This window comes from Streptomyces sp. DSM 106670, assembly GCF_055792845.1.
The window spans coordinates 937,468-954,706 of sequence record NZ_CM147704.1; the positions used below are offsets into that span (position 1 = coordinate 937,468).

Annotated in this window: 12 protein-coding genes, 2 rRNA genes and 1 riboswitch; of the genes, 1 reads left to right on the top strand and 13 read right to left on the bottom strand. The window is 67.3% G+C overall.

Annotated elements, in window-relative coordinates; translation table 11 throughout:
- Positions 1-28 precede the first annotated feature (28 nt).
- Positions 29-2,914 (bottom strand): aminomethyl-transferring glycine dehydrogenase, encoded by a 2,886-nt coding sequence (gene gcvP / locus ACSMXR_RS03970; protein WP_137231363.1) that lies wholly within the window; start codon positions 2,912-2,914, stop codon positions 29-31.
- Between the two features lie 193 nt (positions 2,915-3,107).
- A riboswitch (glycine riboswitch) is annotated at positions 3,108-3,205 on the bottom strand.
- Between the two features lie 132 nt (positions 3,206-3,337).
- Between gcvP and ACSMXR_RS03975 the strand changes: the two genes are divergently transcribed.
- Positions 3,338-3,718 carry a PRC-barrel domain-containing protein gene (locus ACSMXR_RS03975; protein ID WP_086778760.1) on the top strand — a complete coding sequence of 127 codons (381 nt, stop codon included), beginning with the start codon at positions 3,338-3,340 and terminating at the stop codon, positions 3,716-3,718.
- On the opposite strand, the gene ACSMXR_RS03980 is transcribed toward ACSMXR_RS03975, so the two are convergent.
- The 12 genes from ACSMXR_RS03980 to ACSMXR_RS04035 form a co-directional block, all read right to left on the bottom strand.
- Positions 3,631-5,097, bottom strand: a complete 1,467-nt coding sequence (locus ACSMXR_RS03980) for a DNA polymerase IV (RefSeq protein ID WP_137231362.1) — start codon at positions 5,095-5,097, stop codon at positions 3,631-3,633. The genes ACSMXR_RS03975 and ACSMXR_RS03980 overlap by 88 nt on opposite strands.
- A 107-nt stretch (positions 5,098-5,204) precedes the next feature.
- Complete coding sequence (locus tag ACSMXR_RS03985) at positions 5,205-5,831, bottom strand: MerR family transcriptional regulator (protein WP_030081121.1); 627 nt, start codon at positions 5,829-5,831, stop codon at positions 5,205-5,207.
- Positions 5,832-5,999: 168 nt separating this feature from the next.
- A complete protein-coding gene (locus ACSMXR_RS03990) occupies positions 6,000-6,473 on the bottom strand; it encodes a bifunctional nuclease family protein (protein ID WP_006123076.1) in 474 nt (157 codons plus the stop codon).
- 53 nt (positions 6,474-6,526) lie between these two features.
- Entirely contained in the window at positions 6,527-7,270 is a 744-nt protein-coding gene (ftsR, locus tag ACSMXR_RS03995) for a transcriptional regulator FtsR (protein ID WP_030081118.1), read from the bottom strand.
- 41 nt (positions 7,271-7,311) lie between these two features.
- Positions 7,312-8,091, bottom strand: a complete 780-nt coding sequence (locus tag ACSMXR_RS04000) for an FHA domain-containing protein (RefSeq protein WP_137231360.1) — start codon at positions 8,089-8,091, stop codon at positions 7,312-7,314.
- Positions 8,092-8,281: 190 nt separating this feature from the next.
- Entirely contained in the window at positions 8,282-9,094 is an 813-nt protein-coding gene (locus ACSMXR_RS04005; protein ID WP_381910179.1) for a DUF881 domain-containing protein, read from the bottom strand.
- Positions 9,095-9,099: 5 nt separating this feature from the next.
- Positions 9,100-9,432 (bottom strand): small basic family protein, encoded by a 333-nt coding sequence (locus tag ACSMXR_RS04010; protein WP_003970459.1) that lies wholly within the window; start codon positions 9,430-9,432, stop codon positions 9,100-9,102.
- Positions 9,429-10,343, bottom strand: a complete 915-nt coding sequence (locus ACSMXR_RS04015; RefSeq protein WP_473171249.1) for a DUF881 domain-containing protein — start codon at positions 10,341-10,343, stop codon at positions 9,429-9,431. Before ACSMXR_RS04015 ends, ACSMXR_RS04010 begins: the two co-directional genes overlap by 4 nt.
- Before the next feature lie 103 nt (positions 10,344-10,446).
- Complete coding sequence (locus ACSMXR_RS04020; RefSeq protein WP_137231358.1) at positions 10,447-12,942, bottom strand: mannose-1-phosphate guanyltransferase; 2,496 nt, start codon at positions 12,940-12,942, stop codon at positions 10,447-10,449.
- 112 nt (positions 12,943-13,054) lie between these two features.
- On the bottom strand, positions 13,055-13,663 hold the full coding sequence (locus ACSMXR_RS04025; protein ID WP_030081108.1) for a CDP-alcohol phosphatidyltransferase family protein: 609 nt from the start codon (positions 13,661-13,663) through the stop codon (positions 13,055-13,057).
- 165 nt (positions 13,664-13,828) lie between these two features.
- Positions 13,829-13,945: ribosomal RNA gene (gene rrf / locus ACSMXR_RS04030) — 5S ribosomal RNA — on the bottom strand.
- A 78-nt stretch (positions 13,946-14,023) separates the two neighbouring features.
- Positions 14,024-17,148: ribosomal RNA gene (locus ACSMXR_RS04035) — 23S ribosomal RNA — on the bottom strand.
- Positions 17,149-17,239 lie beyond the last annotated feature (91 nt).

Genomic DNA, 17,239 nt, shown 5'->3' on the forward strand with positions numbered 1-17,239 from the left:
CACGGCGCACGCCCCGCGACAGGCGGTCTCAGTCGTCGTACGCGTCCAGCGGCGGGCAGGAGCAGACCAGGTTGCGGTCGCCGAAGGCCCCGTCGATCCGGCGCACCGGCGGCCAGTACTTGTCCGCGGCGGACACCCCGGCCGGGAAGACGGCCTCCTCACGGCTGTAGCCGTGCTCCCAGTCGCCGCCGAGCGCGGCCGCGGTGTGCGGGGCGTTGGCCAGCGGGTTGTCGTCCTTGCTCCACTCCCCCGATGCGACCTTCTCGATCTCGGCGCGGATCGCGATCATGGTGTCGCAGAACCGGTCGAGCTCCGCGAGGTCCTCGCTCTCCGTCGGCTCGATCATCAGCGTGCCGGCCACCGGGAACGACATGGTCGGCGAGTGGAAGCCGTAGTCGATCAGGCGCTTGGCCACGTCGTCGATGGAGACGCCGGTCGCCTTGGAGATCGGGCGCAGGTCCACGATGCACTCGTGCGCGACCAGTCCGGCCGGGCCGTTGTACAGGATCGGGAAGTGCGGCTCCAGGCGCTTGGCGATGTAGTTCGCGGCCAGCACGGCGACCTGCGTGGCCCGCTTGAGGCCCTCGCCGCCCATCAGACGGACGTACGCCCACGAGATCGGCAGAATGCCCGCCGAGCCCCACGGGGCGGCCGAGATCGGGCCCACACCGGTCTCCGGGCCCGCGGCGGGCTGGAGGGGGTGGTTGGGGAGGTACGGGGCGAGGTGCGCGCGGACGCCGACCGGGCCGACGCCGGGGCCGCCGCCGCCGTGCGGGATGCAGAAGGTCTTGTGCAGGTTCAGGTGCGAGACGTCGCCGCCGAACTTGCCGGGCTTGGCGAGCCCGACCAGCGCGTTGAGGTTGGCGCCGTCGACGTAGACCTGGCCGCCCGCGTCGTGCACCTCGCCGCAGATGTCGGCGACGTGCTCCTCGAACACCCCGTGCGTGGACGGGTAGGTGATCATGAGCACGGCCAGTTCGTCGCGGTGCTGCTCGATCTTGGCGCGCAGGTCCGCGATGTCGACCTCGCCGTCGTCGGCGGTCTTCACCACGACGACCTTCATGCCCGCCATGACGGCGCTGGCGGCGTTGGTGCCGTGGGCGGAGGACGGGATGAGACAGACGGTGCGCTGGTCGTCGCCGTTGGCCCGGTGGTACGCACGGACGGCCAGCAGACCCGCGAACTCGCCCTGGGAACCGGCGTTGGGCTGGATGGAGACGGCGTCGTAGCCGGTGACCTCGGCCAGGCGCTCCTCCAGCTCACGGATGAGGGTGAGGAAGCCCTGCGCCTGCTCGGCCGGGGCGAAGGGGTGCAGTGCGCCGAACTCGGGCCAGGTGATCGACTCCATCTCGGCGGTCGCGTTCAGCTTCATGGTGCAGGAGCCGAGCGGGATCATGCCGCGGTCCAGCGCGTAGTCGCGGTCGGCGAGCTTGCGCAGGTAGCGCAGCATCGCGGTCTCGGACCGGTGCTGGTGGAAGACCGGGTGGGTCAGGATATCGTCCGAGCGCAGCAGCGCCTCCGGCAGCGCGTCGGCGACCGTGGCGTCCAGCGCCTCGATGTCGCCCTCGGCGCCGAAGGCGGCCCAGACGGCGGAGATCTGCGCACGGGTGGTGGTCTCGTCGCAGGCGACGGAGACGTGGTCGGCGTCGACGAGGCGGAGGTTGACCCCGCGCTCCCGGGCGTCCGCGACGATGTCCGCGGCCTTGCCGGGGACGCGCACGGTCAGGGTGTCGAAGAACGCGCCGTGCACGACCTCGGCGCCGGCCGTGCGCAGACCGTCGGCCAGGATCGCGGCGAAGCGGTGGGTGCGCCGGGCGATCGTCCGCAGCCCCTCGGGGCCGTGGTAGACCGCGTACATCCCGGCCATGACGGCGAGCAGCACCTGCGCGGTACAGATGTTGCTGGTGGCCTTCTCGCGGCGGATGTGCTGCTCGCGGGTCTGGAGGGCCAGGCGGTAGGCCTTGTTGCCGTCGGCGTCGACGGAGACGCCGACGAGGCGGCCGGGCAGGGAGCGGGCGAACTTCTCGCGGACCGCCATGAAGCCGGCGTGCGGGCCGCCGAAGCCCATCGGGACGCCGAAGCGCTGGGTGGTGCCGACCGCGATGTCGGCGCCGAGCGCGCCGGGCGAGGTGAGCAGCGTGAGGGCCAGCAGGTCGGCGGCGACGGTGACGATCGCGCCGAGCTCGTGGGCCTGCTCGATGACGGGTTCGATGGCGCGCACGGCCCCGGAGGCGCCCGGGTACTGGAGCAGGACGCCGAAGACGCCGCGCTCGGCGATCCCGGCGGGGATGCCGTCGCTCAGGTCGGCGACGACGACCTCGACGCCGGTGGGCTCGGCGCGGGTCTCGATGACCGCGACGGTCTGGGGCAGGGTGTCGGCGTCGACCAGGAAGACGCCCTTCTTGACCTTGCCGACGCGCCGGGACAGGGCCATCGCCTCGGCGGCCGCGGTGCCCTCGTCGAGCAGGGAGGCGCCGGAGGTGGGCAGCCCGGTCAGCTCGGCGACCATCGTCTGGAAGTTCAGGAGGGCTTCGAGTCGGCCCTGGGAGATCTCCGGCTGGTACGGCGTGTAGGCCGTGTACCACGCGGGGTTCTCCATGACGTTGCGCAGGATGACGGGCGGCGTGAAGGTGCCGTAGTAGCCGAGGCCGATCATCGGGGCCAGCACCTGGTTGCGGTCGGCCAGCGAGCGCAGCTCTGCCAGCACCTCCGCCTCGGTGCGCGCCGACGGAAGGTTCAGGGCCTCCGCGCTCTTGATCACGTCGGGCACCGCGGCGGCGGTGAGCTCGTCGAGGGAGCCGTAGCCGACCTGGGCGAGCATCTTCGCCTGGGCTCCGGCGTCGGGCCCTATGTGGCGCTGCTCGAACGGAATGCCCTGCTCCAGCTGGGAGAGCGGAGTGCGACGGGGGGTCATGGTGGAGGCCTCCTGGTCTGTCACGACCTGCGAGGGGCACCACGGCGCGGGTGCCCGAACGGCCTCCCCCTCTGTCATCTCAACCTGAGAGCTTCACCGGCCCGCCCGGAGGCGTACCGGCTTTCACCGTCGGTGAGGGTCGAATCCGCCTGGGCCTGCGCCCGCACGGAACCGCCCTGCTTTCCAGAGTGACCTCAACCGTGCGGTACGGGGGCCTGAGAGATTCCGGGGAGGATTTGCTCCTTCGGCGCCTCCGGATTCTGCACCGGAGGACTCTCCCGCACGGGGTCAGCAGCCACTGCCAGCCTACCAGCGGGCTTCGTGCCGGAGCTCTCGAGTGGCCGACACCACGGATCTGCACTTGTGTGGTCCTGGTGGAGCGACCGGGTCCACCCTGAGCAGTTGCGACCAGTGGGAGGCACCGTGGAGACCGATATCGATCCGCGCCGCCTGATCGGCCGCAAGGCATTCGATCGCAAGGGCGCCAAGATCGGAACGGTGGATGAAGTCTATCTCGACGATGCGACGGGCGTGCCCGAGTGGGCGGCCGTCCGTACCGGCCTGTTCAGCAGGGACGCCTTCGTCCCGCTGGAACCGAGCGAGTTCGTCGACGACGCGCTCCGCGTCCCGTTCGACCGCGCGTTGATCAAGGGCGCGCCGGACTTCGGCGTCGGACGGCACCTCTCGCCCGAGCAGGAACTGCAGCTCTACCGGCATTACGGGCTGGACTCCCCGCCCCCTGAGGACGCGGCGGATCCGGCGTCCGACCGGGACTTCGGCAGGCTGGCCGGCCAGGAGGAGTAGTCGGCCGGCTCGCGGACGAGCGGCAGCGGATCGGCGGGCCGCAGCCGCGGATCGTCGACGCGGAACGTGAGGACCCGGCCGGGGGCGCTCCATGGTTCCTCGAACCGGACGGTGACCCGGCCGACGCCGCTGCCCTGCACCCAGCCGTGCCCGTGCTCCTCGTGGCGCACATCGTGTCCGGCGGGCCAGCGCCGGGCGGCGAGCAGTTCCGCGCTGTCCGGCTCGGGCTCCGGGGCGGTCTCCTCGCCGCCGTCCTTCTCGGCCGGAGCCCGGTGCTCCTCGGCCCGCTGCGCGAGCTCCCGGGCGTCGGCGGCCTGGGCGAACAGGTCCTCCTGGGTGTAGTCGGCGAGCCCCGTGACGCCGACCCCGAGCAGCCGTACGCCTCCCGTGGTGTCGACCGACTCCAGCAGCCGCCCCGCCGCCTCACGGACCACCGTGGGGTCGTCCGTGGGGCCTCTGAGGGTCTCGGAGCGGGTCAGCGTGGAGAAGTCGTAGCGGCGCACCTTCAGCACCACCGTGCGGCCCGAGCGGTCGGCGGCGCGGAGCCGTTCCACGCACCGGACGGCCAGCCGCTCCACCTCGGCACGCACCCGCACCCGGTCGTGCAGGTCCACGTCGAAGGTGTCCTCCACCGATACGGACTTGGCGTCCCGCTCGGCGACCACCGGCCGGTCGTCGAGCCCCAGCGCCATCCGGTAGAGCCCGTGGCCGTGAGCCTTGCCGACCAGCCGTACGAGCTCCGCCTCGCCCGCCTCGGCCAGGTCGTGGACGGTGGTCATGCCCGCGCGTCTGAGATGGTCCCCGGTGGCCGGGCCGACCCCCGGCAGGATGCGGACGGACATCGGGGCGAGCAGCTCGCGTTCGGTGCCCGGTTCGATGACGAGCAGCCCGTCGGGCTTGGCCTCCTCGGAGGCGATCTTGGCGAGCATCTTGGAACCGGCCAGTCCGACCGATCCGCTGAGCCCGGTCACCGCCCGGATGGCCGCCCTCAGCCCCTCCCCCGTCGCCCGGGCCGACGCCGTGTCGTCAGCCGTGCCACCGGCCTCCAGGTCCACGAAGGCCTCATCCAGGCTGAGCGGCTCCACCAGGGGCGACAGCCGCCCGAGCAGCTCCATCACCTGGTCGCTCACGGTCCGGTACAGCGAGAAGCGGGGCACCAGGTAGGCCGCGTTCGGCGCGAGCCGCCGGGCCTGCGCGGTGGGCATCGCCGAGTGCACACCCAGGCGCCGGGCCTCGTACGAAGCGGTGGCGACCACCCCGCGCGGGCCGAGGCCGCCCACCACGACCGCCTTGCCGCGCAGGCTCGGCTTGGCCGCCTGCTCCGCCGACGCGTAGAAGGCGTCCATGTCCAGGTGGAGGATGGTGGGCGCGGGTCTCACACCGTCGATGCTGCCCTACGGCACTGACAACGGGACGGTCCGCCGCTCCTGCGAGCGCCGGACCGTCCCGTTGCGTGCTGTTCGTCGTCCCGATCGTCGACCGGTGCTCAGCCGGCGCGGTTACGCCGCCGCGCCAGCTCGTCCGCGGGGTTGTGGCCGACGAGCGTCTCGCCGGTGTCGACCCGCTCGCCGTGCAGCTGCGAGAGCGCCGCCTCCACATCCCGCCAGACGACGCCGACGGCGATCCCGAAGACCCCCTGCCCGCCCTGGAGCAGGCTGACGACCTCGTCGGGCGAGGAGCATTCGTAGACCGTGGCCCCGTCGCTCATCAGCGTCATGCGTTCGAGGTCCTGGAAGCCACGGGCCCGCAGATGCTGGACCGTGGTGCGGATGTTCTGCAGAGCGACCCCGGTGTCCAGGAACCGCTTGACGATCTTGAGGAGGACCACGTCCCGGAAACTGTAGAGACGCTGCGTCCCCGACCCGTAGGCCGGGCGCACACTGGGCTCGACCAGCCCCGTACGCGCCCAGTAGTCCAGCTGGCGGTAGGTGATCCCCGCCGCCGCGCACGCCGTAGGTCCGCGATAGCCGATGTCGTCGGCATCGCTCGCCGCTGCCACGCCGCCCGCTGCCACCGCTGCCGGTTGAACCGGCTGCCTGATGGCGTGGTCGGCTCCACTGCCGTGCTGCGGATACGGCCCACCCGCCGCCGTACCGTCGCCGCTGCTTCTCACGCCGACCTCCGTCCTTGACCTGCCCACTCGAAGGTAGGCAGTCACTCGGGGTGCGTCAACGATCGCCACACTCGGCACGCCGAGTGATAATCACCCTGAGGGTGGTTTCCCGTGTCTCGTTTCCGGGAAAGGCTTGTCGGATGCGCTGACGGCACCCCCGCGGGACGGTCACTGACTGTTCGTACCGAAGTCCTCCGGAGAGATCTGGTCGAGGAATTCGCGGAACTTCTCCACCTCGTCCTCCTGCTCGTCGGGGATCGCGATGCCCGCATCGTCCAGCACGCCGTCACTGCCGTAGATCGGCGTGCCGGTCCGCAGGGCGAGCGCTATGGCGTCGGAGGGCCGGGCGCTCACCTCGACTCCGCTGGCGAAGACGAGCTCCGCGTAGAAGACCCCTTCGCGAAGGTCCGTGATCCGGACTTCGGTGAGCTCCTGGCCCACGGCCTCGAGCACATCCTTGAACAGGTCATGGGTCAGCGGCCTGGCCGGAGCCATGCCCTGCTGGGCGAAGGCGATCGCGGTCGCCTCTCCAGGACCGATCCAAATGGGGAGGTACCGGTCGCCTCCCACTTCGCGCAGGAGAACGATCGGTTGGTTGGAGGGCATTTCCACCCGGACACCGACAACGTCGAGCTCGTTCACACAGCAACCCTAGGACGTGCTCGCCATGTTTGGGTAGTCGGGCTCCGCCGAGCTCAGTGCAGACGGCTGCGCAGAGCGCTCTGCACGAGTGCCGCGTGCAGCCGTACGGACAGCTCGGCGAGCTCGTTCGCGGTGGCCTCGGCATGGGCTCTGGTCTGCGGATTACGGTGCCGGCGCAGGGGCGCTACCAGCTGCTCCACCAGCCCCGCCTCCCGGTCGGCGGAGGCCCGCATGGCGCGAAGATGCCGCGGTTCCAGACCGAAACGCCCCAGATCCGCCACCAGCTTGGCGACGGTCACCATCTCGGCGTCGTAGCCGCCCTCGGGAGCCGGGACGATGAGCCCGTAGGACTCCCATTCGGCCAGCCGGTCCTCGTCGACCTCGGCCGCGGCGAGCAGCTCGGCCCGCCCGATCCGGGCGGCGGTCGCCGCGCCGGGACCGCCTTCCCACACCCCGTCGGCGAGATCCCGCCGGTCGCCGGGCGTGGGCAGGACGGGCTGCTCGCCCCGGGCCAGGGCGTCCAGGTGCTCCCGGATGACCTTCAGCGGCAGGTAGTGGTCCCGCTGCATGCGGAGCACCTGCGCCAGCCGCTCCACATCACGCGGAGCGAACTTCCGGTATCCGGAAGGCGTGCGCTGCGGCTCGATGAGCCCCTCGGCCTCCAGGAACCGGATCTTGGAGATGGTGACTTCGGGAAACTCGTCGCGCAGCTGGATGAGCACCGTTCCGATGCTCATCGGGCGCGCTTCCGCGGTGGCGGTGCCGTGGCCGGCACCGCCTGTCGGTGTTCGCAGCATGGGCCTTCCTGGGGGTCCCCCCGGACGGATTCCGGGGCTGGTCACACGCCCCGCGGGCTCGCATAGAAGACCAGGCGGTACTTTCCGATCTGGACTTCGTCGCCGTTGGACAGCTGGACCGAATCGATGCGCTCACGGTTGACGTAGGTGCCGTTGAGGCTGCCGACATCGCCCACGGTGAAGCTACCGTCCGGGCTCCTGCGGAACTCCACATGACGCCGCGACACGGTCACATCATCGAGAAAGATGTCGCTCTGCGGGTGACGGCCGGCCGTGGTCAGGTCGCTGTCGAGCAGGAAGCGGCTGCCGGAATTCGGGCCGCGCCGTACGACCAGCAGGGCCGAGCCTCCGGGCAGCGCGTCGACCGCGGCCTGGGCCTCCGGCGAGAGCGAGGGCAGAGCCGTCTGGCCCGTGGCCTCCGCCTCGTACGCCTCGAGACCGGAGATGGAGATCGTGGACGTCGTCTCCGAGGGGCGCTCGGGAACGCCGCCCCGCAGCGGCGCGCCGCAGTTGGAACAGAACCTGCTGGCCTCCGCGTTACGGTGACCGCACCTCGTACAGACCGGCATCGACGAGCCCTCCGGGGTGAACCCTCCACCCGCACTCGAGGCTGATGATTCGCCGAAACCTATGCGTCCGGCACCGGCAGGGTCAACAGACGACACGCCGTCACCACCCGGGGCGCCGGACACCTCGTCGCGGAAGAGCGGGCGCTCCGCCTCCTGCTCCTCGCCCTGACCGTGGCGCGGCGCGCGGTGGCGGGCAGCACTGTTGCTGTCCTCGCGTGCACTCTTCCCGAACAACTTCGCAAACAACTTCACGGGCGATTCCCCTTGACCGACATAGACCCGCCCGTGGGGCAGGACGAACCCTGAATGAACACACCTGCCGACCCGGACATCTTCACAACGTCCGTATCCACCCGACAGTTTCCACCACGCACCACCAATCCGGTGCGCCGACCCCCCGCAACCGTCCGACCCGCTCCACCGGCCCTCACGCTCGCCCGGCTCACGGGGACGACGACCGAGCGTAGTCAGGCCGCTGCGCCGGTCGCAAGGCATCGACGACGATGTCGTCGGACCGCTCCACCAGCACCGTGGCCTGCTCCTTCTCCAGCGTCTGGACCACACCGCCGGGGATGTTGAGGGCGGGCTCCAGATCCTGCGGCTTGCCGATCACCGTGAACTCGTACGGTGCTTCGATCTTCTTCCCGTCCACCCGGACATCACCCGCGTCACCGGAGAAGTAGGTGTTGGCCACCACCCGTACCCCGTTGACCTCGATCGCCTCGGCGCCCGCCGCCCGCAGTTCCTGGATGGCGTCGAGCAGCATGTCGGGCGCGACCGCCCCCGAGGGGTCGGTGATCGTCAAGGTGATGCCGGGGCCCTTGGCCGCCACGGTGCCCGCGAGGATGCCGAGCTGCCGTTCCTTCTCCAGCGTCTGCTTCCGGGCCTCCTCGGCCTGGTCGGAGCTGTTCTCCAGCTCCGCGCGCTGATCGTCCAGGCGCTGCTTCTCGTCCTCCAGCCGCTGGGTCCGGTCGTCGACCTCGTCGAGGATGCGGACCAGGTCCTCCTGCCGGGCGCCTCGCAGCGCACCGTCGTCGCTGGTCGACCGCACCTGGATGGCGAGCCCCAGACCGAGCCCGAACAGCAGCACGGCGACGATGAGTTGCGCCCGGCTCAGCCGGGGCGGCCAGAGCCCCGCCTTGAGCCGTTGGCGACCGGACGCCTCCTCGGCCGCGGGCGGCGGCGCTGGAGCGTCCGGGACAGCGGACGCGCCGCCCTCGGGCTGTTCGCTGCGGGGGTTCTCGTCGTTGTTCATCGGCCTCAAGCCCGGAAGACGTGCCGGCGGATCGCGGCGGCGTTGGAGAAGATCCGGATGCCGAGCACGACCACCACACCCGTGGAGAGCTGAGCGCCGACACCCAGTTTGTCGCCGAGGAAGACGATCAGCGCGGCCACCACCACATTGGAGAGGAAGGAGACCACGAAGACCTTGTCGACGAAGATTCCGTCGAGCATGGCCCGCAGACCGCCGAACACGGCGTCGAGCGCGGCGACCACCGCGATCGGCAGGTAGGGCTCGACCACCGCCGGTACCTCGGGCCGGACCAACAGTCCGACCACGACTCCCACGACGAGGCCCAGTACGGCGATCACGATGTGCCCTTCCCTGTGTCTGCCGCACCACTGCCGGCGGCCTTCGGCTCTGCTGTACGGACGATCAGGCTCGGCGCGGCCGGAAGCTGCACCTTCGCCTGATCGGAGATGCTGGTGCGGATGTCGAAGCTCTCCTTGAGCGCCTGCAGGTACTGGCCGTCGGCGCTGTCCCGGAAGGCGGTCGCGAGCTTCTTCCCGTCCCCCACCGCGAGCACCGTGTACGGCGGTACGAGCGGCCTGTTGTCGACCAGTATGGCGTCCCCGGCGGCCCGGATGGCCGACAGTGCCGTCAGCCTTTGCCCATTGATGGCGATGGCCTCGGCCCCGGATTCCCAGAGGCCGTTGACGACCCGCTGCATGTCCCGGTCGCGTACCCGCCCGGTGTCGGCGAAGCCCGACGACTCGCGCGGCCCGCCGCCGCCCTGGTCGGTGTTCTTCGCGTCGTCGACGACCAGCTTCACCCCGGGGCCCTCCACCGGAGTCGCTCCGGCCAGCAGGGCCACCAGCTCGCCCTGGTCCCCGCCGTGCTGCTCCAGGGCCTTGCGCTGACGTTCGCTCACATCGGAGCGGAGCGCGTCGACACCCGACTCCAGCGTGTCCGCGGCCTGTGTCTCCGCGTTGATCCGGTCGATCAGCTCTTCGCGCTCCTTGGCGACGACCGGCGCCGCGATCCGCGCCTCGGCGGCGCCGAGGGTGACCACGAGGGCGGCCACCACCAGTCCGGCGGCCAGGCCGAGCTTCGATTTGAGCGTACGGGGCAGCCCCGCGCTCCCGTCGGCCTTGCGCCGAGCCGAGGCCTCCGCGTAACCGTCGTCGAGGCTGTGGTCCATCACGTTGTTCAGCAGCGACATGGAGGCGTCGGGGCGTGCGGGCGGCGAGGCGGTGCTCCGATCGGGGGACTGCTGCGACATGCCGCACATCGTCGCACGTCATCACGGCTGCCGCCGAATGGCCCCACCGGTGCGCCACAACCCCCTGTCCGGGGCGTCGCGGCGCACCGTGCGGGTCCGGGCCTCAGTCGCCCGCGCTGTCCACCACCGCGGCCCACTCGTCGAGCAGCGCCTGGGCCGAGGCGTCGTCCGGGCCTTCCGCCCACAGATGGGTGACGGCCTCCGCCCGGTCGGGCAGGACCATGATCCACCGCCCGTCGGCCTCGACCACCCGGACCCCGTCCGTGGTGTCCACGCTGCGGTCACCGGCCGCCTCGACGACCCGCCGCATGACGAGCCCCTTGACGGCCCAGGGCGTCGCCAGGTCACGGCGCAGGACATGCGCCCGGGGGATGCGGGCGTCGATCTGGCTCAGGGTGAGCTGGGTGCGCGCGACGAGCCCGATCAGCCGGACGAAGGCGGCGCTCCCGTCGAAGACACTGCTGAATTCGGGAACGATGAACCCGCCGCGCCCGTCTCCTCCGAAGATGGTGTCCTCTTCACGGCCCACCCGGGTCAGATCGTCGGGCGAGGTGGTCGTCCACTCCACCTGGGTGCCGTGGTAGGCCGCCACCTGCTCGGCGACGCGCGTGGTCGTCACGGGCAGGGCGACCCTGCCGCTGCGCCGCTCGGCGGCGACGAGATCGAGGAGGACCAGCAGGGCCCGGTCGTCCTCGATGATCCGGCCCAGTTCGTCGACGAGGGAGAGCCGCTCGCCCACCGGGTCGAACCGCACCCCGAAGGCGGCCCGCGCGGAGGACACGATCTCCCCGAGCCGCACCAGACCGGCCCGCCGGGTGTCGGCGGACTCGGTGGGCCGTGCCTCGTCGAGCCCGGGGTTGATCGTCAGCGCGTCCACACCGAGCCGGCCGAGCAGGCTGGGCAGAACGAGCCCGGCGCTGCCGTTGGACGCGTCGACGACGACCTTGAGCCCGGATTCGGCGATGCCCTCGACATCGACGTTCCGCAGGAGGGAGCCGGTGTACGAGTCGAAGACGCTGGACGGGAAGTGCAGGTCCCCGATCTCGCCGGGGAACGCCCTGCGGTACTCCTGGCGGGCGTAGACCCGGTCGAGCTTGCGCTGCTGGGCCTGCGAGAGGTCCGCGCCCCGTTCGTCGATGAACATGATGTCCACGGAGTCAGGCACCCCAGGCGACGTACGGATCATGATGCCGCCGGCGCTCCCCCGGGCGGTCTGCTGGCGTGCCACGGGCAGCGGTACATTCTCGAGGTCCCGTACGTCGATGGCGCTGGCCTGCAGGGCCGAGATGACGGCCCGCTTGAGGGCGCGGGCGCCTCGGGAGTGGTCACGGGCGGTCGTGACCGTCGAGCCCTTCTTGAGAGTCGTGGCGTAGGCGCCGGCCAGCCGTACGGCCAGTTCGGGGGTGATCTCGACGTTCAGGATCCCGGAGACCCCGCGCGCTCCGAAGAGGTGCGCCTGTCCACGGGATTCCCAGATGACCGAGGTGTTGACGAACGCGCCGGCCTCGATGGTCTTGAACGGATACACCCGCACATTGCCCTGGATGATCGACTCCTCGCCGACCAGGCATTCGTCGCCGATGACGGCGCCGTCCTCGATGCGGGCCGCACGCATGATGTCGGTGTTCTTGCCGACCACACAGCCCCGGAGATTGCTGTGCTGGCCGATGTAGACGTTGTCGTGCACCACCGCCTTGTGAAGAAAGGCGCCGGTCTTGACGACGACGTTCGACCCGACGACCGTATGTTCCCGGATCTCGACGTCGGCCTCGACCTTGGCGTAGTCGCCGATGTACAGCGGCCCGCGCAGTACGGCGTCGGGGTGCACCTCCGCGCCTTCGGCGACCCATACGCCGGGCGAGATCTCGAAGCCGTCGAGTTCCACATCGACCTTGCGCTCCAGGACGTCCGCCTGGGCCTTCACATAGCTCTCGTGGGTGCCGACGTCCTCCCAGTAGCCCTCGGCGATATAGCCGTAGATGGGCTTGCCCTCCTTCATCAGCTGAGGGAAGACATCACCGGACCAGTCGACCGAGGTGTCGGCCTGGACGTAGTCGAAGACCTCGGGCTCCATGACATAGATGCCCGTGTTGACGGTGTCCGAGAAGACCTGCCCCCAGGTCGGCTTCTCCAGGAACCGTTCGACCTGACCGTTCTCGTCCACGATGGTGATGCCGAATTCCAGCGGATTGGGAACCCGGGTGAGGCAGACCGTGACGAGGCCGCCCTTTTCCTTGTGGAACGCGATGAGGTCGGTGAGGTCGAAGTCGGTGAGCGCGTCACCGGAAATGACGAGAAACGTGTCGTCCTTCAACGCCTCCTCGGCGTTCTTCACGCTGCCCGCGGTGCCGAGTGGCTTCTCCTCGTTGGCATAGGTGAGCTCCATCCCGAGCTCCTCGCCGTCCCCGAAGTAATTCTTGACGAGGGAGGCGAGGAACTGGACGGTCACTACGGTTTCGCTGAGCCCATGCCGCTTGAGCAGCCGCAGCACGTGCTCCATGATCGGCCTGTTGGCCACGGGCAGAAGCGGCTTGGGCATGCTTGAGGTCATGGGGCGAAGACGTGTGCCTTCGCCGCCAGCCATCACGACGGCCTTCATGTCGGAAACGTCCTCCTAGAAGAGACGACGGTTAGCCGACTTCGCCCGCCGGGGCATCATTCACGCCATCTGCCGCGGGCCGGCCACATTGCGCGGCACCGCATCAACGAGCTCAATCGGCTACTGCGTCCGCCTTCACGAGCCGGCGGACCTGAACCACGTAGAGGATCCCTGCCCACCAGTAGAGCGTTGTACCCCATCCTGCGAACGCCCATCCGAAAACGGCGGCCAGTGTGGCCAGCCAACCACTCCCGTCGCTGAGCAGCAACAAGGGGAACGCGTACATCAGGTTGAAGGTTGCAGCTTTCCCGAGGAAGTTGACCTGCGGGGGCGGATAGCCGTGGCGTCGCAGAACGGCCACCATCACGAGAAGCATCAGCTCACGGGCGAGAAGCGCCGCGGTGACCCAGAGGGGCAGGATCTCACGCCAGGTGAGGCCGACCAGGGTGGAAAGGATGTAGAGGCGGTCCGCCGCCGGGTCCAGGAGCCGGCCGAGGCTGCTGATCTGGTTCCACTTGCGGGCGAGCTTCCCGTCCAGGTAGTCGCTGATGCCGCTGAGCATCAGCACCAGCAGCGCCCAGTTGTCACTGTTGGGCCCACCGAACACGGGGCGAAGAATCAGCCACAGGAAGAGCGGTACCCCGACAAGGCGAGCCATGCTGAGGATGTTGGGGATGGTGAGGACCCGGTCCGTCTGGACCCGAGTCTCCTGGACCTCCACCCGGGGGCCTCCTGTGAAGAACGTGCCAATGATGCCCCCTGACCCTACCCTCAGCTTCCTCCGTTCGGTGCACGGGGGTGCGGCGAAGACCGTCTGCAGAGCGCAAAGGCCCGGAAACGCAGAAAAGCCCCGCACCAAAAGGCACGGGGCTTTCCCGGAAAAATTGTTCGGCGGCGTCCTACTCTCCCACAGGGTCCCCCCTGCAGTACCATCGGCGCTGAAAGGCTTAGCTTCCGGGTTCGGAATGTAACCGGGCGTTTCCCTAACGCAATGACCACCGAAACACTATGAAACTGTGAACACCGGACATAAACACGGCCGTTCGTTATTTCAGAACTAACACAGTGGACGCGAGCAACTGAGGACAAGCCCTCGGCCTATTAGTACCAGTCAGCTCCACCCGTTACCGGGCTTCCACATCTGGCCTATCAACCCAGTCGTCTACTGGGAGCCTTAACCCCTCAAGAGGGTGGGAATACTCATCTCGAAGCAGGCTTCCCGCTTAGATGCTTTCAGCGGTTATCCTTTCCGAACGTAGCCAACCAGCCATGCCCTTGGCAGGACAACTGGCACACCAGAGGTTCGTCCGTCCCGGTCCTCTCGTACTAGGGACAGCCCTTCTCAATATTCCTACGCGCACAGCGGATAGGGACCGAACTGTCTCACGACGTTCTAAACCCAGCTCGCGTACCGCTTTAATGGGCGAACAGCCCAACCCTTGGGACCGACTCCAGCCCCAGGATGCGACGAGCCGACATCGAGGTGCCAAACCATCCCGTCGATATGGACTCTTGGGGAAGATCAGCCTGTTATCCCCGGGGTACCTTTTATCCGTTGAGCGACAGCGCTTCCACAAGCCACTGCCGGATCACTAGTCCCGACTTTCGTCCCTGCTCGACCCGTCGGTCTCACAGTCAAGCTCCCTTGTGCACTTACACTCAACACCTGATTACCAACCAGGCTGAGGGAACCTTTGGGCGCCTCCGTTACTCTTTAGGAGGCAACCGCCCCAGTTAAACTACCCATCAGACACTGTCCCTGATCCGGATCACGGACCCAGGTTAGACATCCAGCACGACCAGAGTGGTATTTCAACGACGACTCCACAACCACTGGCGTGGCCGCTTCAAAGTCTCCCACCTATCCTACACAAGCCGAACCGAACACCAATATCAAACTATAGTAAAGGTCCCGGGGTCTTTCCGTCCTGCTGCGCGAAACGAGCATCTTTACTCGTAGTGCAATTTCACCGGGCCTATGGTTGAGACAGTCGAGAAGTCGTTACGCCATTCGTGCAGGTCGGAACTTACCCGACAAGGAATTTCGCTACCTTAGGATGGTTATAGTTACCACCGCCGTTTACTGGCGCTTAAGTTCTCAGCTTCGCCAACCCGAAAGTCAGCTAACCGGTCCCCTTAACGTTCCAGCACCGGGCAGGCGTCAGTCCGTATACATCGCCTTACGGCTTCGCACGGACCTGTGTTTTTAGTAAACAGTCGCTTCTCGCTGGTCTCTGCGGCCACCCCCAGCTCACCGAGTAAATCGGATCACCAGTGATGGCCCCCCTTCTCCCGAAGTTACGGGGGCATTTTGCCGAGTTCCTTAACCATAGTTCACCCGAACGCCTCGGTATTCTCTACCTGACCACCTGAGTCGGTTTAGGGTACGGGCCGCCATGAAACTCGCTAGAGGCTTTTCTCGACAGCATAGGATCATCCACTTCACCACAATCGGCTCGGCATCAGGTCTCACCCTTAACGTGTGACGGATTTACCTACCACACGGGCTACACCCTTACCCCGGGACAACCACCGCCCGGGCTGGACTACCTTCCTGCGTCACCCCATCGCTTACCTACTACAAGTCTGGTTCATCGGCTCCACCACTACCCTCAACTCCGAAGAGATCGGGCCGGCTTCACGGACTTAGCATCGCCTGATTCAGTACTGGGCGTTTCAAAGCGGGTACCGGAATATCAACCGGTTGTCCATCGACTACGCCTGTCGGCCTCGCCTTAGGTCCCGACTTACCCTGGGCAGATCAGCTTGACCCAGGAACCCTTAGTCAATCGGCGCACACGTTTCTCACGTGTGTATCGCTACTCATGCCTGCATTCTCACTCGTGAACCGTCCACAACTCGCTTCCGCGGCTGCTTCACCCGGCACACGACGCTCCCCTACCCATCCACACAGGCGTTGGCCCTATATGTGTGAATGACACGACTTCGGCGGTACGCTTGAGCCCCGCTACATTGTCGGCGCGGAATCACTTGACCAGTGAGCTATTACGCACTCTTTCAAGGGTGGCTGCTTCTAAGCCAACCTCCTGGTTGTCTCTGCGACTCCACATCCTTTCCCACTTAGCGTACGCTTAGGGGCCTTAGTCGATGCTCTGGGCTGTTTCCCTCTCGACCATGGAGCTTATCCCCCACAGTCTCACTGCCGCGCTCTCACTTACCGGCATTCGGAGTTTGGCTAAGGTCAGTAACCCGGTAGGGCCCATCGCCTATCCAGTGCTCTACCTCCGGCAAGAAACACACGACGCTGCACCTAAATGCATTTCGGGGAGAACCAGCTATCACGGAGTTTGATTGGCCTTTCACCCCTAACCACAGGTCATCCCCCAGGTTTTCAACCCTGGTGGGTTCGGTCCTCCACGAAGTCTTACCTCCGCTTCAACCTGCCCATGGCTAGATCACTCCGCTTCGGGTCTAGAGCGTGCAACTCAAACGCCCTATTCGGACTCGCTTTCGCTACGGCTTCCCCACACGGGTTAACCTCGCTACACACCGCTAACTCGCAGGCTCATTCTTCAAAAGGCACGCAGTCACGACTGTATGTGCAAGCACATACAGCGACGCTCCCACGGCTTGTAGGCACACGGTTTCAGGTACTATTTCACTCCGCTCCCGCGGTACTTTTCACCATTCCCTCACGGTACTATCCGCTATCGGTCACCAGGGAATATTTAGGCTTAGCGGGTGGTCCCGCCAGATTCACACGGGATTTCTCGGGCCCCGTGCTACTTGGGTGTCTCTCAAACGAGCCGTTAATGTTTCAGCTACGGGGGTCTTACCCTCTACGCCGGACCTTTCGCATGTCCTTCGCCTACATCAACGGTTTCTGACTCGTCTCACAGCCGGCAGACTATGAAAGAGAGATCCCACAACCCCGCATGCGCAACCCCTGCCGGGTATCACACGCATACGGTTTGGCCTCATCCAGTTTCGCTCGCCACTACTCCCGGAATCACGGTTGTTTTCTCTTCCTGAGGGTACTGAGATGTTTCACTTCCCCTCGTTCCCTCCACACTGCCTATGTGTTCAGCAGCGGGTGACAGCCCATGACGACTGCCGGGTTTCCCCATTCGGAAACCCCCGGATCAAAGCTTGGTTGACAGCTCCCCGGGGACTATCGTGGCCTCCCACGTCCTTCATCGGTTCCTGGTGCCAAGGCATCCACCGTGCGCCCTTAAAAACTTGGCCACAGATGCTCGCGTCCACTGTGCAGTTCTCAAACAACGACCAGCCACCCATCACCCCACCCACAACAGGCGAGTTCACTGGGACCGGATCA